Raw genomic sequence first — 18,944 nt, 5'->3', positions numbered from 1 at the left:
AGGCCCCAGGATATGCTCGAACTGCGTGGCGCGCCCGCCCTATCCGCCTTCCGTCATGCCAAGCTGCTCGAGGCGTTGCACGCCGTGGCTCCCCAGGTCGAGGCGCTCGGCGCCGACTACGTGCACTTCGTCGACCACGAAGGGGAGCTGGCCGGGGAGGACCTGCGCCTGCTCGAGCGGCTGCTGGACTACGGCCCGGCCCACGACACCGGGGCCGGCGATGACGGTCGCCTGTTCCTGGTGGTGCCGCGCATCGGCACCCAGTCGCCCTGGTCGTCCAAGGCCACCGACATCGCCCGCAACTGTGGCCTCGCCCAGGTGCAGCGCCTGGAGCGCGGCATCGCCTATCGGGTGCGCTTCGCCGGCGAGCTCTCCGAGGAGGCCTTCGAGGCGGTGCTCGCCGCACTCCACGACCGCATGACCGAGACGGTGCTGTTCGACGCCTCCGACGCCGCCCGACTGTTCGCCCACCACGAGCCGGCGCCGCTCGGCCAGGTGGATATCCTCTCCGGCGGCCGCCCGGCGCTCGAGGAGGCCAATGTCGCCCTCGGCCTGGCGCTGGCCGAGGACGAGATCGACTATCTCTGCGAGGCCTTCCAGGGGCTCGGCCGCAATCCCAGCGACGTCGAGCTGATGATGTTCGCCCAGGCGAACTCCGAGCATTGCCGCCACAAGATCTTCAACGCCGACTGGGTGATCGACGGCGAGGCCCAGCCGCGCTCGCTGTTCAAGATGATCAAGAACACCTTCGAGGCCTCGCCGGACGACATTCTCTCCGCCTACAGCGACAACGCCGCGGTGATCCGCGGAAGCCGGGCCGGGCGCTTCTTCGCCGCGCCGCTGACCGGCGACGCCGCCGAGCGCGCCGTCTATGGCACCCATCAGGAGCCGGTCAACATCCTGATGAAGGTCGAGACCCACAACCACCCGACGGCGATCGCCCCGCACCCGGGGGCGGCCACCGGCGCCGGCGGCGAGATCCGCGACGAGGGCGCCACCGGCATCGGCGGCAAGCCCAAGGCCGGCCTGACCGGCTTCACCGTCTCCAACCTGCGCATCCCGGAGTTCGTGCAGCCCTGGGAGGCCTTCGACTACGGCAAGCCCGAGCGCATCGTCAGCGCGCTGGAGATCATGCTCGAGGGGCCGATCGGCGGAGCGGCCTTCAACAACGAGTTCGGCCGTCCCAACCTGGCCGGTTACTTCCGCAGCTACGAGCAGGATGCCCTGGGGGCCGAGGGCGTCGAGCGCCGCGGCTTCCACAAGCCGATCATGCTCGCCGGCGGCTACGGCAACATCCGCGAGGACCATGTCCAGAAGGGCGAGATCCCGGTGGGCGGCAAGCTGATCGTGATGGGTGGCCCGGCGATGCTGATCGGCCTGGGCGGCGGCGCGGCCTCGTCCATGGCCTCCGGCACCTCCAGCGCCGACCTGGATTTCGCCTCGGTGCAGCGCGACAACCCCGAGATCGAGCGCCGCGTCCAGGAGGTCATCGACCGCTGCTGGGCGCTGGGTGACGACAACCCGATCCGCTTCATCCACGACGTGGGCGCCGGCGGGCTGTCCAACGCCCTGCCGGAACTGGTCAAGGACGGCGAGCGCGGCGGGCGCTTCGAGCTGCGCGAGGTGCCCAACGCCGAACCGGGCATGAGCCCGCTGGAGATCTGGTGCAACGAGGCCCAGGAACGCTACGTGCTGGCGGTGGCCCCGGAGGATCTCGACACCTTCGATGCCCTGTGCGCCCGCGAACGCTGCCCCTACTCGGTGGTCGGCGAGGCCACCGACGCGCATCACCTCGAGGTCCGCGACGGCCACTTCGACACCAAGCCGGTCGACCTGCCGATGAGCGTGCTGTTCGGCAAGCCGCCCAAGATGCAGCGCGAATTCACCCGCCAGACGCACGAGCTGCCGGGCATCATGCTCGACAACCTCGACCTGCGCGAGGCCATGGACCGGGTGCTGAGCCTGCCCGCCGTGGCCGCCAAGAACTTCCTGATCACCATCGGCGACCGCTCGATCACGGGCCAGGTGGCCCGCGACCAGATGGTCGGCCCCTGGCAGGTGCCGGTGGCCGATGTGGCGGTGACCACCGCCACCTTCGACACCCATGCTGGCGAGGCCATGGCCATGGGCGAGCGCCCGCCGGTGGCGTTGATCGACCCGGCGGCCAGCGCGCGCCTGGCGGTGGCCGAGACCATCACCAACCTGGCCGCGGCGCCGATCGCCAAGCTCGGCGACATCAAGCTCTCCGCCAACTGGATGAGCGCGGCCAGCCATCCCGGCGAGAACCAGGCGCTGTATGACGCCGTCCACGCCGTGGGCATGGAGCTGTGTCCGGCGCTGGGCATCGCCGTGCCGGTGGGCAAGGACTCCATGTCCATGCGCACCGCCTGGCAGCAAGAGAACGACAAGGGCGAGGCCGAGGAGAAGAGCGTCACCGCGCCGCTGTCGCTGGTGACCACCGGCTTCGCTCCGGTCACCGATGCCATGCAGACCCTGACGCCGCAGATCAACCTCGAGCAGGACGAGTCCGACCTGATCCTGATCGACCTGGGCGGCGGCAAGAACCGCCTGGGCGGCTCGGCGCTGGCCCAGGTGTACGGCCAGGTGGGCGACGAGTGCCCGGACCTGGACGATCCGGAGGACCTCAAGGCGTTCTTCTCGGTGATCCAGGGCCTCAACGCCGACGGCAAGCTGCTGGCCTACCACGACCGCAGCGACGGCGGCCTGCTGGTGACCCTGCTGGAGATGGCCTTCGCCGCCCACGCCGGTCTGGAGATCAAGCTCGACTGGCTGATCGACGAGACCCCCGAGGCCTTCAACGCGCTGTTCGCCGAGGAGCTCGGGGCGGTGATCCAGGTGGCCCGCGAGCACACCGAAGAAGTGCTGGCGCAGTTCGCCGGCGCCGGGATCGAGACCTGCGGGGTGATCGCCCGGCCGCGCTACGACGACCAGGTCCGCGTGACCCTGTTCGAGGAGCCGCTGCTCGAGACCACTCGCCTGCTGGCCCAGCGCACCTGGAGCGAGACCAGCTATCGGATGCAGGCGCTGCGCGACAACGCCGAGTGCGCCAAGAGCGAATTCGATGGCCTGCTCGATGGCCGCGACCCGGGCCTCTCCGCCCAGCCGAGCTTCGACGTGAACGAGGACATCGCCGCGCCGTTCGTCAACACCGCCAGGCCGGCGGTGGCGGTGCTGCGCGAGCAGGGCGTCAACGGCCACCTGGAGATGGCCTGGTCCTTCGACCACGCCGGCTTCGAGGCCGTCGACGTGCACATGAGCGACATCCTGGAAGGGCGCGTCGGCCTGGAAGACTTCAAGGGCCTGGTGGCCTGCGGCGGCTTCTCCTACGGCGACGTGCTGGGGGCCGGCGGCGGCTGGGCCAAGTCGGTGCTGTTCAACGACCGGGCCCGCGAGCAGTTCGCCGGCTTCTTCGGCCGCGACGACAGCTTCGCCCTGGGCGTGTGCAACGGCTGCCAGATGCTGTCCCAGCTCAAGGAGCTGATCCCCGGCGCCGAGGCCTGGCCGCGCTTCGTGCGCAACGAGTCCGAGCAGTTCGAGGCCCGGGTGGCCATGGTGCGCGTCGAGGAGAGCCCGTCGATCCTGCTGTCCGGCATGGAGGGCTCGCTGCTGCCGATCGCCGTGGCCCACGGCGAGGGCCGCGCCGAGTTCCGCGACAGCGGCCACCTGCGCGGCATCCAGGGCTCGAGCCAGGTGGCGCTGCGCTACGTGGACAACTACGGCCAGGTGACCACCCGCTACCCGGCGAACCCCAACGGCTCGCCCTCCGGCATCACCGGCCTGACCACCCCGGACGGTCGGGTCACCGCGATGATGCCGCACCCCGAGCGGGTGGTGCGCGCGGTCACCAACTCCTGGCGGCCCGCCGAGTGGACCCGGGACGGCGCCTGGATGCGGCTGTTCCGCAACGCCCGGACCTGGCTCGGCTGATCGCCGCGCACGACAGGCCGACCACGCAAGACGCCCGGGCATTCGGCCCGGGCGTCGTCGTATCGGAGAGGGGTCAGGAGGCGCCGTTGCCCGAAGGCTCCCGCGACTTGAGGTGCGCCTCCACGTCGTCGAGCAGGTGGCGAAACTGGGCCTGCAGATGGTCGTAGCGGCCGAAGTCGTGGCCGCAGTCGTCGCAGTAGACGTGATACTGGTCCTGGCGACCGGGAGGAAGCCGTTTCACGCGGCCACCGCATTTGGGGCACTCGGGGCTGGTCTTCACTTTCATGGGCGCCTCTCCTGTATCGGCGATGGGTGATCCGATCACCCTTGGCTCATCTCTAGGTATCATGGCTGGCGACGCTCAGGTCAAGTCGCCGCACCGCGAGGCATTATTTTGGAAATTTTTTCCAAATAATCTTGTCTCATCGGGCGCGACGGACTATAAGAGCGCCTCGGAGCGCCGGCATGTGGGCCTGCGCCCGGGATGGAGCGCGAAAGCATGCATGAGGGACTGAGTCTGCTGTACGTGGGCGCGGTGCTGGTGCTCAACGGCCTGTGGCTGTCGGGGCGCATCGAGGACCGGGAGATCCAGGTGATCAACTTCTTCGCCGGCGGGGTCAGCCTCGCCGTGGCCGCCTATGCGGCCTTCGGCCCCGGGGCCGACGCGGCCAGCGTGCGCACCGCCGCCATGACGCTGCTGTTCGCCTTCACCTACCTGTGGGTGGCGATCAACCGCCGCAACGGCAGCTCCGGCCATGGCCTCGGCTATTTCTGCCTGTTCGTGGCGCTCACCGCCCTGCCCACCGGCCTGATGCGCCTCGCCGTGGCCGAGGCGCTGTGGGACTGGTGGTCCGGAGCCAACTGGCTGGCCTGGGCGGCGCTGTGGTTCGGCTTCCACCTGATGCTGTGCCATCGCCCGCGGCTGCAACCCCTGATGGCCCGTGCCTCGCTGGCCCAGGGCCTGGTGACCGCCTGGGTGCCGGGCTACCTGCTGTTGCAGGGGCTGCTCGGCTGAGCGGGCGCACCTGACGCGGCCGGCCTCGGCCGGTAAGATGGCGCCTCCATTGCTGAGAGGCCCGTCATGACCGCATCCTCTCCGCCCAGCCTTCGCCCCTACCAGCAGCAGGCGGTGGCCCGGGTGGTCGAGCACTTTCGCGCCACCGACGATCCCGCCGTGGTGGTACTGCCCACCGGCAGCGGCAAGTCGCTGGTGATCGCCGAGCTGGCGCGCCTGGCCCGCGGCCGCGTGCTGGTGCTGGCCCACGTGCGCGAGCTGGTCGAGCAGAACCACGCCAAGTACCGAGCCTACGGCCTCGAGGCCGACATCTTCAGCGCCGGCCTGGGCCGCAAGGAATCCGGGCGCCAGGTGGTGTTCGGCTCGGTGCAATCGGTGGTGCGCAATCTGGACGGATTCGGCTCTCCTGATGACGGGCGGGGCGATTTCACGCTGCTGGTGATCGACGAGTGCCACCGGGTGTCGCTGGACGAGGATTCGAGCTACCGGCGGGTGATCGCCCGCCTGCGCGAGCGCAACCCGCGGCTCAAGGTGCTGGGCCTGACCGCCACGCCCTATCGACTGGGTCAGGGATTCCTCTATCACCGCCATTATCATGGCATGGTGCGCGGCGATGACGACTGCTTCTTCCGCGACTGCGTCTTCGAGCAGCCGCTGCGGCTGATGGTCAAGCAGGGCTACCTGGCCGAGCCGCGGCTGGTCGACGCCGCCGTCGAGCGCTACGACTTCTCGGCCCTCGCGCCCGGCAGCGGCGGGCTGTTCCAGGAGGCGGAGCTGAACCGGGTGGCCGCCGGCAACCGGGCGACGCCGGGCATCATCGAGGAGGTGGTCGGCCACGCCGCCGAGCGCGCCGGGGTGATGCTGTTCGCCGCCAGTGTGGCCCACGCCGAGGAGATCCGCGGCTACCTGCCCGCCGACGAGACGGCGCTGATCACCGGGGCCACGCCGGCCGCCGAGCGCGAGGCGATCATCAAAGCCTTCAAGGCCCGCGAGCTCAAGTACTTGGTCAACGTGTCGGTGCTGACCACCGGCTTCGATGCGCCCCACGTGGACCTGATCGCGATCCTGCGGCCCACCGAGTCGGTGGGCCTCTACCAGCAGATCGTCGGCCGCGGCCTGCGCCTGGCGCCGGGCAAGTCCGACTGCCTGATCCTCGACTACGCCGGCAACCCCTGGGACCTCTACGCCCCCGAGGTGGGCAGCCCCAGGCCCGCGGGCGACACCGAGCCGGTGCAGGTCGAGTGCCCGCAGTGCGGCCACGCCAACCTGTTCTGGGGGCGGCGCGACGGCGAGATCGTGATCGAGCACTTCGGCCGGCGCTGTCAGGGGCTTGTTGAGGAAGAGGGCGGGAATGGCGCGGCCTCGGGCGCCGGTAGGCCCCAGCAGTGCAGCTTCCGCTTTCGCTTCAAGGTCTGCGATCAGTGCGGCGCCGAGAACGATACCGCGGCGCGGCGCTGCCACGGCTGCGAGGCGCTGCTGGTCGACGCCGACGACAAGCTGCGCGAGGCGCTGAAATTACGCGACGCCCGGGTGCTGCGCGTCTCCGGCATGCAGCTCGAGGCCACCGTCAACGGCCGCGGCCTGCCGCGCCTCAAGGTCGTCTACCACGACGAGGACGGTGCCACCCTGGCCGAGTGGTTCGCCCTGGAGACGCCGGCCCAGCGCGGCGCCTTCGCCGCGGTCTTCCTGCGCGAGCACCTGCGCGCCCCCGGCACGCGCTGGTCGCCGACCACGCCGGAGGAGGTGATCCGCGAGCAGCGCCGGCTGCGTGCCCCGGACTTCGTGATCGGCCGCAAGGTGGGGCGCCACTGGCAGGTGCGGCGCAAGCTGTTCGACTATACCGGCCGCTATCGCCTCGCCGCCGAGGCGGGGTAAGTCGCGGCTTACCCTGGGGCGTGCCCCTTGGTAGACTGTGCGGTCGATCATTCGCCGCCCCACCAGCCCGGAGGCCAGCCCCTGCGTGAGCGAGATGCCCCCGTCCACCGACGCCCCCGACGACGCCCCGGGGGGCTCCGCCGACCCGACCGTCGCCGACGGGGCCGGGGAGAGCGACGCCGAGCGCGAGGCGATCGCCCAGAGCGCCGAGGTGCTGGGGCGGCTGTTCGACGAGCCGATCACCCAGCTGCCGGAGGATCTGTATATTCCGCCGGAGGCGCTCAAGGTCTTCCTCGAGGCCTTCGAGGGGCCGCTGGATCTGCTGCTCTATCTGATTCGTCGCCAGAACCTGGACATCCTGGCCATCGACGTGGCGGCCATCACCCACCAGTACATCGAGTACGTGGAGCTGATGAAGGCCATGGAGATCGAACTGGCCGGCGAATACCTGTTGATGGCGGCGATGCTGGCCGAGATCAAGTCGCGTACCCTGCTGCCCAAGCCGCCGAAAGAGGGCGGTGACGACGAGGAGGAGGATCCGCGCGCCGAGCTGATCCGCCGCCTGCAGGAGTACGAGCGGCTCAAGCATGCCGCCGAGGCCCTGGCCGAGCTACCGCGGCTGGGCCGCGACTGGTTTCCGGCCCGGGCCGGGCTGCCGCCGCTGGAGTCCCGGGTGGTGCATCCCGACGTCGAGCTCGATGAGCTGCTCGGGGCGCTGGCCGGCATCCTGCGTCGCGCCGAGCTCAACCAGGCCCACCAGGTCAGCCGCGAGGCGCTGTCGACCCGGGAGCGCATGCTGGCGATCATGGACAGGCTCCACCACGAGCACTATACCGCCTTCGAGGCGCTGTTCACCCTCGAGGAGGGGCGCGCCGGGGTAGTGGTCACCTTCATGGCCATCCTCGAGCTGGCCAAGGAGGCGATGATCGAGATCGTGCAGAACGCCCCGCTGTCGCCGATTCACGTGCGGGCCCGCGGCGGAGCCCGGGACGACGATGAAGAAGAAGCGGCCTACGCTGACGACGAGGCGGAAGGGGAGAGCCCCTTCGCGGATGACGACGACCAAGGGAGCGAGTCGCCATGACCGCCATGGAATTCCCCGATGCCCTGGACGAGATCCTCGAGGCCGCGCTGCTGGCGGCCGGCGAGCCGCTGTCGCTGGACCGCCTGGAGTCGTTGTTCGACGACCACGAGCGCCCGCCGCGGCGCTCGCTGCGCGAGGCGCTGGGGCGGCTCGAGGTGCGCCACGAGCGCGGCGCCATGGAACTGTTGGAAACGGCCTCGGGCTACCAGCTGCGCATTCGCCCGCGGCTCTCGAGCTGGGTGTCGCGGCTGTGGGACGAGCGGCCCCAGCGCTACTCCCGGGCGCTGCTGGAGACCCTGGCGCTGATCGCCTATCGTCAGCCGGTGACCCGCGGCGACATCGAGGAGGTGCGCGGCGTCACGGTCAGCGGCTCGATCATGCGTACCCTGGTCGAGCGCGGCTGGGTGCGGGTGGTGGGGCATCGCGACGTGCCCGGTCGCCCGGCGGTCTACGCCACGACCCGGGCCTTTCTCGACGACTTCGGGCTCAAGACCCTGGACGAACTGCCGCCGATGCATGAGCTGAAGGCCTTCGCCGAGCCCGAGGACTCCCTCGAGGACACCCCGCCGCCGCCCCAGCACGAGGTGCTGGGCCAGGCGGATGCGCCCCCCGAGGACGGCGGCGACGCGCCGCCCCAGGAAGACGCCGAGGCCAGCGAGGCCGCAGGCGCACCGGCCGCCACCGAAACCGAGACGGTGCCGGCGGCCGACGAGACGACGGCCGGGATGGCCGACGAGGACCACGCCGAGACGGCGTCCGAGCGGACGGGGTTGAGCTTCGCCGACCTGGAGGCTCGCCTGTCCGAACGTGCCCGGGGCCGCGTCGAGGATGACGCTGCCCCGGGGGCGGAACCCACTACCAGCGAGACAGACGACTGATGAGCACCACCACCGAGAAACTGCAGAAGGTCCTGGCCCGGGCGGGGCTGGGTTCGCGCCGCGAGATGGAAGCCGCCATCGCCGACGGCCGGGTCAAGGTCAACGGCCAGGTCGCGACCCTGGGCGATCGCATCGAGACCCGCGACAGGGTCGCCTTCGACGATCGCCCGGTGACCCTGCGCGCCGCCGAGGAGGTGCCGCGGCGGGTGATCATGTACAACAAGCCCGAGGGTGAGCTGTGCACCCGCAAGGATCCCGAGGGGCGCCGCACCGTCTTCGATCGCCTGCCGCGCCTCAAGGGCGAGCGCTGGATCGCCATCGGCCGCCTCGACATCAACACCAGCGGCCTGCTGCTGTTCACCACCGACGGCGAGCTGGCCAACCGGCTGATGCATCCCTCGACCCAGATCGAACGCGAGTACGCCGTGCGCGTGATGGGCGAGGTGCAGCAGGCCAACGTCACGGCCATGGTCGAGGGGGTGATGCTCGAGGATGGCCCGGCACGCTTCACCGACGTGCAGGAGTTCGGCGGCGAGGGCATCAACACCTGGTTCCACGTGGTGATCATGGAAGGGCGCAACCGCGAGGTGCGCCGGCTGTGGGAGTCCCAGGGGCTGACCGTCAGCCGCCTCAAGCGGGTGCGTTACGGCAACATCTTCCTCGACAAGCGGGCCAAGGCCAGCGAATGGGTGGAGCTCAGCCAGGAAGAGGTCGACGACCTGGCCGAAATGGCGGGACTGCCGTCGCGCAAGGTGCCGGAGCTGACCCCCGACGAGAAGAACCGCTGGAGCCGCGACAAGCACAAGCGTCGCCCGGTGCAGGCGATGCGCAAGCCCCGGTCGCGCCGCTGAGCGAGGCGATCCGCGGCGGTGTTCGGGCCTCGAGCGGCCGTCGCCGCCGCCGCCGGAAAGTCGCTGAAAAGACAAAAAAGTCCTTGCCAGGTCGGGGGCATATCCGTATTATCTGCACCCGTTCGGACGGGTCGTTAGCTCAGTTGGTAGAGCAGTTGGCTTTTAACCAATTGGTCGTAGGTTCGAATCCTACACGACCCACCATCCGAGCCTGGATTCATGGCGACCGAACCGCCATGCATCATGGGTCGTTAGCTCAGTTGGTAGAGCAGTTGGCTTTTAACCAATTGGTCGTAGGTTCGAATCCTACACGACCCACCAGATTCGACGCCCCTGCCTCCCCGAGGCAGGGGCGTTTTTCGTGTGCGGTTAGTCGCGATCCGATCGCCCGCGGGCCTTGCAAGGCGGTCATGACGGCGTCATGATCGAGAGCTGTCATTTTTCTTGCACGGTGCGGGCGCGGCGCGCGCGTTCCGGCTAGAATGGAGATGGGTCGGCCACGGCGGTAGACGCGACGGTTGACCCGCGGGTGTGTCGCGGCGTGCGGAGCGCACGTGCGTCGGCACCTGGTGCAATGCAGGGGGAGCCCCTGCCGGTCACAGTGGTAGACACGATGACGATCATGACTTCCCGTGCCGAGCTGCGTGAGCAGCTGGCGCGTTCCTATTGCCCCACGCGCCTTCCCGCCGAGGACGAGGCCCGCATCGAGGAGATCAAGCGTCTGCTCGAGGCCAACAACGCCGTGCTGGTGGCCCACTACTACACCGACGACGCCATCCAGCAGCTCGCCGAGGAGACCGGCGGCTGCGTGGCGGACTCCCTGGAAATGGCGCGCTTCGGCGCCCGCCATCCGGCCGACACCCTGGTGGTGGCCGGGGTGCGCTTCATGGGCGAGACGGCCAAGATCCTCTCCCCGGAGAAGCGCGTGCTGATGCCGACCCTGGAGGCGACCTGCTCGCTGGACGTGGGCTGCCCGGCGGACGAGTTCAGCGCCTTCTGCGACCAGCATCCCGACCGCACCGTGGTGGTCTACGCCAACACCTCGGCGGCGGTGAAGGCGCGTGCCGACTGGGTGGTGACCTCGTCGATCGCGGTAGACGTGATCGAGCACCTGAAGGCCCGCGGCGAGAAGATCCTGTGGGCGCCGGACAAGCACCTCGGCGGCTATATTCAGAAGCAGACCGGCGCCGACATGCTGCTGTGGGACGGCGCCTGCATCGTCCACGAGGAGTTCAAGGCCAAGGGCGTCGAGGACCTCAAGGGCCTGTACCCGGACGCCGCGGTGCTGGTGCATCCCGAATCGCCGGCCTCGGTGGTCGAGCTGGCCGACGTGGCGGGCTCGACCTCCCAGCTGATCAAGGCCGCCAAGGCGCTGCCCAACGAGGAACTGATCGTGGCCACCGATCGCGGCATCTTCTTCAAGATGCAGCAGGCGGTGCCCGACAAGACCCTGTTCGAGGCGCCCACCGCCGGCAACGGCGCCACCTGCAGGAGCTGCGCCCATTGCCCGTGGATGGCGATGAACGCCCTGGACAACCTGGCCGGCGCGCTGCGCGAGGGCGAGGGCGAGATCCACGTCGGCGACGAACTGCGCCGGGCGGCGCTCAAGCCGCTGACGCGGATGCTCGAGTTCAATTCCTGACCCGGCTTCGTCGGGAGCTATCAGCCTGGAGCCGTAAGAAACATCGCCCCTACGGCCGTGCCGTAGGGGCGAGTTGATTCACGCTGCTGTCGAGCTTCGAGCTTCGAGCTTCGAGCTTCGAGCCAAAGCCCGTGATATTTGTCACGGGTGTTAGCTTACCCGATCATGGCAGCCCGCAGCCCGCAGCCCGCAGCCCGCAGCCCGCAGCCCGCAGCCCGCAGCCCGCAGCCCGCAGCCCGCAGCCCGCAGCCCGCAGCCCGCTGCCCGCTGCCCTTCAGCGAAAGTCCTCCATCGTTTCCCGGTAGCCGACGAAGGCCTCGCGCCGCTGCTCGGCCTTGGCCAGGGCATTGGCGTCGCCGCTCTCCTCGGCGACGTCCTCGGCGACCTCCAGCTGTTCGATGCCGCGGTCGATGTGGCCGGTCAGCTGCAAGTGCTCCGCCCGGGCCAGGTGGCCCCAGGCCCGGCGGCCGCTGCGCCCGGCGGCCTCGGCCAGCAGCGTGAACACCTGGGGATCCTCCGGGCGCCGGGCGGCCAGCGCCCGGAGCTCTCGGTAGGCCTCGGCGGGGTCGCGCTGCAGCAGGGCCTCGCCCAGCAGCAGCCGGGCCGGCGTGTAGTCGGGCATCAGCCTGAGCTGGCGCCGGCTGCGGGCGATGGCTTCGTCCGCCCGGCCGGCCTCCAGGGCCACCTGGGCGGCGGAGGCCGGCAGCAGGGCCAGGTCCGGCAGGCGTCCGGCCAGGGCGTCCAGGGCGGAGAGCGCGGCATCGGTGCGGCCCTCGCGGGCATCGATCAGCGCCGTCAGGTAGCGGCGCGCCGCTTCCGAGGCGCCGCCCCGGGACAGCCGGGTCTGCGCCTGGCGAGGGGCCTGGTCGTGAATGGCCAGCAGGGCGCGGGCGCGAATCATCTGGAACTCGGTGTCGTCGTCGCGCGGCGAAACGACCGAAAGCTGGGCGACCCTGGCCTGGGCGTCACTGATGCGCGATTCGGTGACCGGGTGAGTGAGCAGGAATTCCGGTGGATTGCCGCCCTGCAGGGCGACCATGTGCTGCATGGTGCGGAACATCTCGACCATGGCCTGGGGATCGTAGCCGGCATCGGCCAGGGTCTGCAGGCCGAGTCGGTCGGCCTCGCGCTCGAAGCGCCGCGAATAGGCCAGCTGGTCCTGGACGAGGGCCGCCTGGGAGCCCATGGCCGCGGCGATGCCGGCGTCGCCGCCGCCCCCGGCGGCGATCAGCATGCCGGCGAGCATGGCGGCCATGGCCGGCAGCCGGGTCTGTTCGGCGCGGGCCTGGCCACGGGCGAAGTGGCGCTGGGCGAGGTGGCCGAGTTCGTGGGCGATCACCGAGGCCAGCGGGGCCTCGCCCTCGGCGAAGGCGAACAGGCCGGCGTTGACCCCGATCACCCCGCCGGGCACGGCGAAGGCGTTGAGCCGTTCGCTGGCCACCAGGGTGATCACCGGGTCGATGCCGCCGACGTTGCTGTAGGGCAGCAGTCGGGCCACCAGCGAGGCCAGGTAGTCCTCGGCGAGGGGATCCCGCCATTGCGGGGCATGGGCGCGGAACTGGCGCAGCCAGGCCCGCCCCAGGCGGACTTCCTCGCCGCTCACGGCCTGGGTGTCGCCGCGGAGCAGGCTCGGCAGCTCGAGGGTCGAGTGGCGATCGAAGGGCAGCGGCGTGGCCTGGCTCTGGAACTCGAGCGACGAGGTCTGGCCGAGGGCCGGGGCGCTCAGGGCCAGGCCCAGGGCGAAGGCGGGCAGACGGGGCAGGAGTCGACGCAGCATGGCCATCCTCGTCAGGCGCGTGGGCGGAAACCCTTCCGACATTGATTCGGGGGGGAAAGTGCCTTTAAATCGCAGGCATTCCTGCCGCGCGTGGCGATGGCCACGGCGGCATGCTTCAGGCATTCTCCCGGGAGACATCATGGCTGTGCAACCCGACGACGTCCTCGACGCCCGAGGACTTCCCTGTCCGTTGCCCCTGCTCAAGGCCAAGCAGGCGCTGTCGCGCCTGGCCCCCGGCCAGCTGCTGGAGGTGGTGGCCACCGATGCCGGCTCCTGGCAGGACTTCGAGACCTTCATCGCCCAGAGCGTCCATGAGATGCCGGATCGCGAGGAACGCGGCGAGGCCTTCCATTACTGGATTCGCAAGGGCGAGGAGGCGTCGCCATGACGCTGCGATCGGTACTGCGCAGCTGGGTCGACCACTATCTCTCCGACGAGGAGGCGGTGATCCTGCTGGTGGTCCTGGTACTGGGCTTCGCGGTGGTGATCTGGTTGGGCCAGATGCTCGCGCCCTTTCTCACCGCCCTGGTCATCGCCTTCCTGCTGCAGGGCGGGGTGAACGCCCTGACCCGCCGCCGGGTGCCGCACTTCCTGGCGGTGATGCTGGTCTATCTGGCCTTCATCGGCGTGCTGCTGGCCATGGCGCTGATCCTGCTGCCCCTGATCTGGACCCAGCTGGTCAATCTGGTCCAGGAAACGCCGCGGATGTTCGCCAGCGGCCAGCAGCTGCTCGACAGTCTCCAGACACGCTATCCGCAGCTGGTGACGCCGGACCAGATCCAGAACTGGGTGGGCATGGCCGGCCGCGAGGTGACTCAGCTCGGCCAGCGGGCGCTGTCGCTGTCGCTGTCCTCGCTGGGCAATATCGTGGGGCTGATCGTCTACCTGGTGCTGGTGCCGATCCTGGTGTTCTTCATGCTCAAGGATCGGGATCGGCTGGTGGGCTTCGCGGTGTCGCTGCTGCCGCGTCGTCGCGGGTTGATGACCCGGGTGTGGCAGGAGATGGACGCCCAGATCGCCAACTACGTGCGCGGCAAGGTCACTGAGATCGTGATCGTCGGCAGCGTGGCCTTCTTCACCTTCGCCTTCTTCGGGCTGCCCTATTCGGCCCTGCTCGGGGTGCTGGTGGGGCTCTCGGTGCTGGTGCCCTATATCGGCGCCGCCGTGGCGACCCTGCCGGTGGCGGCGGTGGCCGGCTTCCACTTCGGCCTCGGCGACCAGTTCCTCTACGTGCTGATCGCCTACGGGGTGATCCAGGCGCTGGACGGCAACGTGCTGGTGCCGGTGCTGTTCTCCGAGGCGGTGAACCTTCATCCGGTGTCGATCATCCTGGCGGTGCTGTTCTTCGGCGGCATCTGGGGCTTCTGGGGGATCTTCTTCGCCATCCCGCTGGCCACCCTGCTCAAGGCGCTGGTCTATGCCTGGCCCCGGGGCATCCAGCAGCATCGCCAGGAAGAGGCCGCCGCCCAGCCCGAGGCGCTCGAGGAATCCTGACGCCGCTGGACCGGGCGTTCCCGGCGGGCGCCGACGGCCCGCCGGGGCGATCTCAGCGGCCGGCGTGCAGCGCCTGGGCGGCCTCCAGCACCTCGTCCACGTGCCCCTTGACCTTCACCTTGCGCCATTCGCGGGCCAGCTTGCCGTCGGCGTCGATCAGAAAGGTGCTGCGTTCGATCCCCAGGTGCTCCTTGCCATAGAGCTTCTTGAGCTTGATCACGTCGAACAGTCGGCACACCGCCTCGTCCTTGTCGGACAGCAGCGTGAAGTTGAAGTCCTGCTTGGCCTTGAAGTTCTCCTGGGCGCGGATGCCGTCCCGGGACACGCCGACGATCACGGTGTTGGCGGCGTCGAAGGCGTCCTTGCGGTCGCGGAAATCGCCGCCCTCGGTGGTGCAGCCGGGCGTGCTGGCCTTGGGGTAGAAGTAGACCACCACCTGGCGGCCGCGCAGTTCCGCGAGGCTCAGGGTGGTGTCGCCGGTGGCGGTGGCGGTGAAGTCGGGCACCGGCTGGCCGAGGCTGACGCTCATGGCATGTCTCCAATCGGGGAATGAGAGGCCCGATTACACGCAACCCGCGGGCGACTGTAAAGTCGCCGCTGTACAGGCTCTCGAGCCCTGAGTACCATTTGTCCCCTGGTATCGAGCCCGCGGGTGCGGACGGGTTTTCCATGGCGACCGAGGCCCTGTGGTCGCCCGGCAGGCAGTGAGAGGACAAGACGAGGATGATCACGGGTAGCATCGTCGCGCTGGCGACACCGATGAAGGTCAATGGCGACATCGACTGGGAGGCCCTGCGGGCCCTGGTCAACTTCCATCTCGACAACGGCACCGATGCCATCGTCGCGGCGGGCACCACCGGCGAGCCGACCACCATGTCGTTCGCCGAACACTTCGACGTGATCCGCGCCGTGGTGGAAGAGGTCGGCGGCCGCATCCCGGTCATCGCCGGCACCGGCGCCAATGCCACCTCCGAGGCGGTGGAGCTGGCGCGCTACGCCAGCGAGGTGGGGGCCGACTATTGCCTGTCGGTCTGCCCCTACTACAACAAGCCGACCCAGGAAGGCCTCTACCAGCACTTCAAGGCCGTGGCCGAGGGCAGCAACCTGCCGGTGATTCTCTACAACGTGCCGGGGCGTACCTGCTCGGACCTCTACAACGAGACCGTGCTGCGCCTGGCGGAAGTGGACAACATCGTCGGCCTCAAGGACGCCACCGGCAACCTGGAGCGTGCCGAGGACCTGATCGCCCGGCTCGAGGGCAGCGACTTCATGCTCTACTCCGGCGACGACGGCACCGCCTGTGACTTCATGCTGATGGGCGGCCACGGCGACATCTCGGTGACCGCCAACGTCGCGCCCCGCGCCATGCACGAGCTGTGCGCCGCTGCGGTGGCCGGCGATGCCGAGAAGGCCCACCAGATCAACACCCGCCTGATGCCGCTGCACACCAACCTCGGCATCGAGGCCAACCCGATCCCCGTCAAGTGGGCCCTGAACCGCATGGGGCTGGCGGAGGCGGGTATCCGCCTGCCGCTGACCTGGCTCTCCGAGAAGTACCACTCCACCGTCAGCGAGGCCCTGCAGCTGGCCGGTGTGATCGACGATTGAGCGGTGCGCGACGCCGCAACCTGGACAACTTGAGCAAGGTGGACGCATGAGCTCTGCGCTGAAATGGATGCCGCTGGTGGCGGCGCTGGCCCTGGCCGGCTGTGCCCGCGACGGCTATTTCGACGATCGCGGCGTCGATTACGCCGAGGCCGAGGCGAGCGCGCCTCTGGTGCTGCCCGACAGTCGTGATACCCGTCGCTACCGCGACGCCATGCCGGTGCCCCAGGCGCAAGGCGCCTTCGCCTCCCAGGGCGAGGAGTTCCGGGTGCCGCCGCCGCGGGCCCTCGGCGCCGGCAGCGGCGTGGAGGCCGGCGGGGTCGCCCTGCGCGAGGTCGGCGACCGGCGCTGGCTGGTGGTCGGCGCCGCGCCCGGCGCCGTGTGGTCGGAGCTCGAAGGCTTCGTGGCCGAGCGCAACCTGACGGTGGTCCGTCGCGATGCCGATGCCGGCCTGCTGGTGACCGATCAGGCCCGGTTCAGCGTGCGGCCCGGCCTGCAGCAGGGTGCCAGCGAGCTGCGCTGCGAGCAGGGCGGGGCGCCGCTGGCGGGCTGTCTGCAGGCCCTGGAGCGGCGCTTCGAGGCCCGCAGCGCCACCGCCAGTGCCACCTCCCTGGCGGTCCAGCGCCCCGAGCAGCGCGCCCGCCCCCTGCTGACCCAGCAGGCCGGCGAGTGGCGGCTGGAGCTGCCCTTCGATCTGGAGCGCACCTGGGCCGAGCTGAGCTACCAGCTGCAGGAGGACTTCGTGGTCGAGGGCCGGCGCGAACTGGTCGAGCGTGATGCCTCGAGCCATGCCTTCCTGGTCGATTACCTGACCCTGAGCGCACGCAGCGAGGGGGCCTGGGAGGCGCTGGTCAGCTTCGGCAGCGAAGAGCCCCAGCGCATCCGCCTGTCGCTCGAGGCCGCCGGGGCCGAGCAGACCGTGCTGCGCGCCCGCTCCGCCGACGAGCGCGAGCTGTCCGACGAGGATCGGCGCGAGCTGCTCGAGCGGGTGGCGGGCCTGCTGAGCTGATGGCGTCGGCCGCGACGCCGGAGATGCCCGCGGGGCGGCTGCGGTTCGCCTCGCTGGGAAGCGGCAGCAAGGGCAACGCCACCCTGGTCAGCGATGGCGAGACGCGGCTGCTGGTCGACTGCGGCTTCGGCCTCAAGGAGACCGAGCGCCGCCTGGCCCGCTTCGGTCTGCATCCCCGCCAGCTCGACGCCGTGCTGGTCACCCACGAGCATGGCGACCACATTCGTGGCGTCGGCCCGCTGGCCCGTCGCCACAAGGTGCCGGTCTACCTCACGCCCGGCACCTGGCTGTCGGGCAAGCTCGGCGAGATGCCCCATCGTCACTGGATCACCCCCCAGTCACGCTTCGCCATCCAGGGGATAGAGATCGACCCGGTCACCGTGCCCCATGATGCCCGGGAGCCGGTGCAGTTTCGCCTCGCCGCCGGGGAGCGCCGACTCGGCCTGCTCACCGACCTGGGCCATCCCAGCGAGCACGTCGTCGAGGCCTTCCAGGACTGCGACGCCCTGGTGCTCGAGTGCAACCACGATGTCCACCTGCTCGAGACCGGCCCCTATCCGCCGAGCCTCAAGCGGCGCGTCGGCGGCCGCTGGGGGCATCTGGCCAACGCCCAGGCCGCCTGGCTGCTGCAGCGCCTGGGGCTGGACCGATTGCAGCGCATCGTCTGCTCGCACCTTTCCGAACACAACAATCGCCCCGAGCTGGCCCTGGCGGCCCTGGCGCCCCTGCTCGACGGCGACGATGCACGCCTGACGGTGGCGGCCCAGGATCAGGGGCTGGACTGGCAGGCGATCACCTGAGATTCCAGAATTCCATCTGACAGTTGCCTGTGGAGGCTCCCATGGAAAAGCGTCAAGAACTCTACGCCGGCAAGGCCAAGTCGGTCTTCGCCACCGACGACCCGGATCGCCTGATCCTGCACTTCCGCGACGACACCAGCGCCTTCGACGGCGAGCGCATGGAGTCGCTCGAGCGCAAGGGCAAGGTCAACAACCGCTTCAACGCCTTCATCATGGGCAAGCTCGAGGAAGCGGGCATTCCGACCCACTTCGAGGGCCTGCGCTCCGACACCGAGTGCGTGGTCAAGAACATGGACATGCTCCCGGTGGAGTGCGTGGTGCGCAACATCGCCGCCGGCGGCCTGGTCAAGCGCCTCGGCGTGGAAGAGGGCAGCGAGCTCGCGCCGCCGACCTTCGAGCTGTTCCTCAAGAACGATGCCCTCCACGACCCGATGATCAACGAGTCGCTGGCCGAGACCTTCGGCTGGGCCACCCCGGAGCAGCTGGCCGAGATGAAGGCGCTGACCTTCAGGGTCAACGAGGTGCTCAAGGCGCTGTTCGCCGACGGCGGCTTGCTGCTGGTGGACTACAAGCTCGAGTTCGGGCTGTTCAAGGGCGAGATCGTGCTGGGCGACGAGTTCTCCCCGGACGGCTGCCGGCTGTGGGATGCGAAGACCCGCGAGAAGCTCGACAAGGACCGCTTCCGCCAGGGCCTGGGCGGCGTGATCGAGGCCTACGAGGAGGTGGGCAAGCGGATCGGCGTCGACTTCGACTAAATTCGCGAGTTCGCGAAGCGATCATGGGAAGGCGGCCCTCGGGCCGCCTTCCTGCGTTCTGACGGTGTCTGCAGGCCGGTTCCAGCCTCTTATTCTTTGGTCGCAATTCAGACTCTCGGGTAAATCAGCCGATGCTCGGGCCAAACTCCAGCACGTCGGGCAAGGCCGAGTGATGCATAGCTCCTTAGACTCCTCTCCAGATGGCAACCGA

At 69.6% G+C, this 18,944-nt stretch carries 16 protein-coding genes and 2 tRNA genes; 15 read left to right on the top strand and 3 right to left on the bottom strand.

Annotated features, from left to right (window positions below; all coding sequences use genetic code 11):
• Window positions 1-12 precede the first annotated feature (12 nt).
• Window positions 13-3,948: a phosphoribosylformylglycinamidine synthase gene (gene purL, locus ACXAFN_RS08055; protein ID WP_474987773.1), complete on the top strand. Its 3,936-nt coding sequence runs from the start codon at window positions 13-15 to the stop codon at window positions 3,946-3,948.
• A gap of 73 nt (window positions 3,949-4,021) precedes the next feature.
• Here purL and ACXAFN_RS08050 read toward each other — a convergent pair whose 3' ends face one another.
• The gene (locus ACXAFN_RS08050) at window positions 4,022-4,234 is read right to left on the bottom strand and encodes a transposase family protein (protein ID WP_474987771.1); all 213 of its coding nucleotides are present in this window, start codon (window positions 4,232-4,234) and stop codon (window positions 4,022-4,024) included.
• A gap of 213 nt (window positions 4,235-4,447) precedes the next feature.
• Between ACXAFN_RS08050 and ACXAFN_RS08045 the strand changes: the two genes are divergently transcribed.
• From ACXAFN_RS08045 to nadA, 8 genes are all read left to right on the top strand, one after another.
• Window positions 4,448-4,963, top strand: a complete 516-nt coding sequence (locus ACXAFN_RS08045) for an AmiS/UreI family transporter (protein WP_474987769.1) — start codon at window positions 4,448-4,450, stop codon at window positions 4,961-4,963.
• 66 nt (window positions 4,964-5,029) lie between these two features.
• The gene (gene radD / locus ACXAFN_RS08040) at window positions 5,030-6,838 is read left to right on the top strand and encodes a DNA repair helicase RadD (RefSeq protein WP_474987768.1); all 1,809 of its coding nucleotides are present in this window, start codon (window positions 5,030-5,032) and stop codon (window positions 6,836-6,838) included.
• Window positions 6,839-6,932: 94 nt separating this feature from the next.
• The gene (locus ACXAFN_RS08035) at window positions 6,933-7,922 is read left to right on the top strand and encodes a segregation and condensation protein A (protein WP_474989088.1); all 990 of its coding nucleotides are present in this window, start codon (window positions 6,933-6,935) and stop codon (window positions 7,920-7,922) included.
• Window positions 7,919-8,800 carry an SMC-Scp complex subunit ScpB gene (gene scpB / locus ACXAFN_RS08030; RefSeq protein WP_474987766.1) on the top strand — a complete coding sequence of 294 codons (882 nt, stop codon included), beginning with the start codon at window positions 7,919-7,921 and terminating at the stop codon, window positions 8,798-8,800. Before ACXAFN_RS08035 ends, scpB begins: the two co-directional genes overlap by 4 nt.
• Window positions 8,800-9,651: a 23S rRNA pseudouridine(2605) synthase RluB gene (rluB, locus tag ACXAFN_RS08025; protein WP_474987764.1), complete on the top strand. Its 852-nt coding sequence runs from the start codon at window positions 8,800-8,802 to the stop codon at window positions 9,649-9,651. The genes scpB and rluB overlap by 1 nt, the downstream gene beginning before the upstream one ends.
• Window positions 9,652-9,779: 128 nt before the next feature.
• Window positions 9,780-9,855, top strand: a tRNA-Lys gene (locus ACXAFN_RS08020).
• Between the two features lie 41 nt (window positions 9,856-9,896).
• Window positions 9,897-9,972 (top strand) — tRNA-Lys (locus tag ACXAFN_RS08015).
• Window positions 9,973-10,264: 292 nt separating this feature from the next.
• Window positions 10,265-11,293 carry a quinolinate synthase NadA gene (nadA, locus tag ACXAFN_RS08010; protein WP_474987763.1) on the top strand — a complete coding sequence of 343 codons (1,029 nt, stop codon included), beginning with the start codon at window positions 10,265-10,267 and terminating at the stop codon, window positions 11,291-11,293.
• 274 nt (window positions 11,294-11,567) lie between these two features.
• Here nadA and ACXAFN_RS08005 read toward each other — a convergent pair whose 3' ends face one another.
• A complete protein-coding gene (locus ACXAFN_RS08005) occupies window positions 11,568-13,076 on the bottom strand; it encodes a M48 family metalloprotease (RefSeq protein ID WP_474987761.1) in 1,509 nt (502 codons plus the stop codon).
• 133 nt (window positions 13,077-13,209) lie between these two features.
• Here ACXAFN_RS08005 and ACXAFN_RS08000 point away from each other — a divergent pair, with 133 nt between their 5' ends.
• Window positions 13,210-13,458 carry a sulfurtransferase TusA family protein gene (locus tag ACXAFN_RS08000; protein WP_474987759.1) on the top strand — a complete coding sequence of 83 codons (249 nt, stop codon included), beginning with the start codon at window positions 13,210-13,212 and terminating at the stop codon, window positions 13,456-13,458.
• Window positions 13,455-14,564, top strand: a complete 1,110-nt coding sequence (locus ACXAFN_RS07995; RefSeq protein ID WP_474987757.1) for an AI-2E family transporter — start codon at window positions 13,455-13,457, stop codon at window positions 14,562-14,564. Before ACXAFN_RS08000 ends, ACXAFN_RS07995 begins: the two co-directional genes overlap by 4 nt.
• 52 nt (window positions 14,565-14,616) lie before the next feature.
• On the opposite strand, the gene ACXAFN_RS07990 is transcribed toward ACXAFN_RS07995, so the two are convergent.
• Window positions 14,617-15,093: a peroxiredoxin gene (locus ACXAFN_RS07990; protein ID WP_474987755.1), complete on the bottom strand. Its 477-nt coding sequence runs from the start codon at window positions 15,091-15,093 to the stop codon at window positions 14,617-14,619.
• A 194-nt stretch (window positions 15,094-15,287) separates the two neighbouring features.
• Between ACXAFN_RS07990 and dapA the strand changes: the two genes are divergently transcribed.
• From dapA to purC, 4 genes are read left to right on the top strand one after another with little or no spacing between them, the layout of a single operon-like run.
• Window positions 15,288-16,172 carry a 4-hydroxy-tetrahydrodipicolinate synthase gene (gene dapA / locus ACXAFN_RS07985; protein WP_474987753.1) on the top strand — a complete coding sequence of 295 codons (885 nt, stop codon included), beginning with the start codon at window positions 15,288-15,290 and terminating at the stop codon, window positions 16,170-16,172.
• A 46-nt stretch (window positions 16,173-16,218) separates the two neighbouring features.
• On the top strand, window positions 16,219-17,178 hold the full coding sequence (locus tag ACXAFN_RS07980) for a lipoprotein-34 (protein ID WP_474987751.1): 960 nt from the start codon (window positions 16,219-16,221) through the stop codon (window positions 17,176-17,178).
• A complete protein-coding gene (locus ACXAFN_RS07975) occupies window positions 17,178-17,978 on the top strand; it encodes an MBL fold metallo-hydrolase (protein WP_474987749.1) in 801 nt (266 codons plus the stop codon). The genes ACXAFN_RS07980 and ACXAFN_RS07975 overlap by 1 nt, the downstream gene beginning before the upstream one ends.
• Before the next feature lie 41 nt (window positions 17,979-18,019).
• Window positions 18,020-18,733 carry a phosphoribosylaminoimidazolesuccinocarboxamide synthase gene (purC, locus tag ACXAFN_RS07970; RefSeq protein ID WP_474987748.1) on the top strand — a complete coding sequence of 238 codons (714 nt, stop codon included), beginning with the start codon at window positions 18,020-18,022 and terminating at the stop codon, window positions 18,731-18,733.
• Window positions 18,734-18,944: the final 211 nt, after the last annotated feature.

The sequence above is a fragment of the Halomonas sp. ABH4_019 genome (genome assembly GCF_056159885.1).
The sequence above is the reverse complement of the archived record's forward strand: the minus strand, read 5'-3'. Positions and strand labels throughout refer to the sequence as shown.

What these genes read in the sequence shown, in the direction of transcription:
- purL (WP_474987773.1), top strand. Translation starts at nt 13, where the DNA reads ATGCTCGAACTGCGTGGCGCGCCCGCCCTATCCGCCTTCCGTCATGCC.
- ACXAFN_RS08050 (WP_474987771.1), bottom strand. Translation starts at nt 4,234, where the DNA reads ATGAAAGTGAAGACCAGCCCCGAGTGCCCCAAATGCGGTGGCCGCGTG.
- ACXAFN_RS08045 (WP_474987769.1), top strand. Translation starts at nt 4,448, where the DNA reads ATGCATGAGGGACTGAGTCTGCTGTACGTGGGCGCGGTGCTGGTGCTC.
- radD (WP_474987768.1), top strand. Translation starts at nt 5,030, where the DNA reads ATGACCGCATCCTCTCCGCCCAGCCTTCGCCCCTACCAGCAGCAGGCG.
- ACXAFN_RS08035 (WP_474989088.1), top strand. Translation starts at nt 6,933, where the DNA reads ATGCCCCCGTCCACCGACGCCCCCGACGACGCCCCGGGGGGCTCCGCC.
- scpB (WP_474987766.1), top strand. Translation starts at nt 7,919, where the DNA reads ATGACCGCCATGGAATTCCCCGATGCCCTGGACGAGATCCTCGAGGCC.
- rluB (WP_474987764.1), top strand. Translation starts at nt 8,800, where the DNA reads ATGAGCACCACCACCGAGAAACTGCAGAAGGTCCTGGCCCGGGCGGGG.
- nadA (WP_474987763.1), top strand. Translation starts at nt 10,265, where the DNA reads ATGACGATCATGACTTCCCGTGCCGAGCTGCGTGAGCAGCTGGCGCGT.
- ACXAFN_RS08005 (WP_474987761.1), bottom strand. Translation starts at nt 13,076, where the DNA reads ATGGCCATGCTGCGTCGACTCCTGCCCCGTCTGCCCGCCTTCGCCCTG.
- ACXAFN_RS08000 (WP_474987759.1), top strand. Translation starts at nt 13,210, where the DNA reads ATGGCTGTGCAACCCGACGACGTCCTCGACGCCCGAGGACTTCCCTGT.
- ACXAFN_RS07995 (WP_474987757.1), top strand. Translation starts at nt 13,455, where the DNA reads ATGACGCTGCGATCGGTACTGCGCAGCTGGGTCGACCACTATCTCTCC.
- ACXAFN_RS07990 (WP_474987755.1), bottom strand. Translation starts at nt 15,093, where the DNA reads ATGAGCGTCAGCCTCGGCCAGCCGGTGCCCGACTTCACCGCCACCGCC.
- dapA (WP_474987753.1), top strand. Translation starts at nt 15,288, where the DNA reads ATGATCACGGGTAGCATCGTCGCGCTGGCGACACCGATGAAGGTCAAT.
- ACXAFN_RS07980 (WP_474987751.1), top strand. Translation starts at nt 16,219, where the DNA reads ATGAGCTCTGCGCTGAAATGGATGCCGCTGGTGGCGGCGCTGGCCCTG.
- ACXAFN_RS07975 (WP_474987749.1), top strand. Translation starts at nt 17,178, where the DNA reads ATGGCGTCGGCCGCGACGCCGGAGATGCCCGCGGGGCGGCTGCGGTTC.
- purC (WP_474987748.1), top strand. Translation starts at nt 18,020, where the DNA reads ATGGAAAAGCGTCAAGAACTCTACGCCGGCAAGGCCAAGTCGGTCTTC.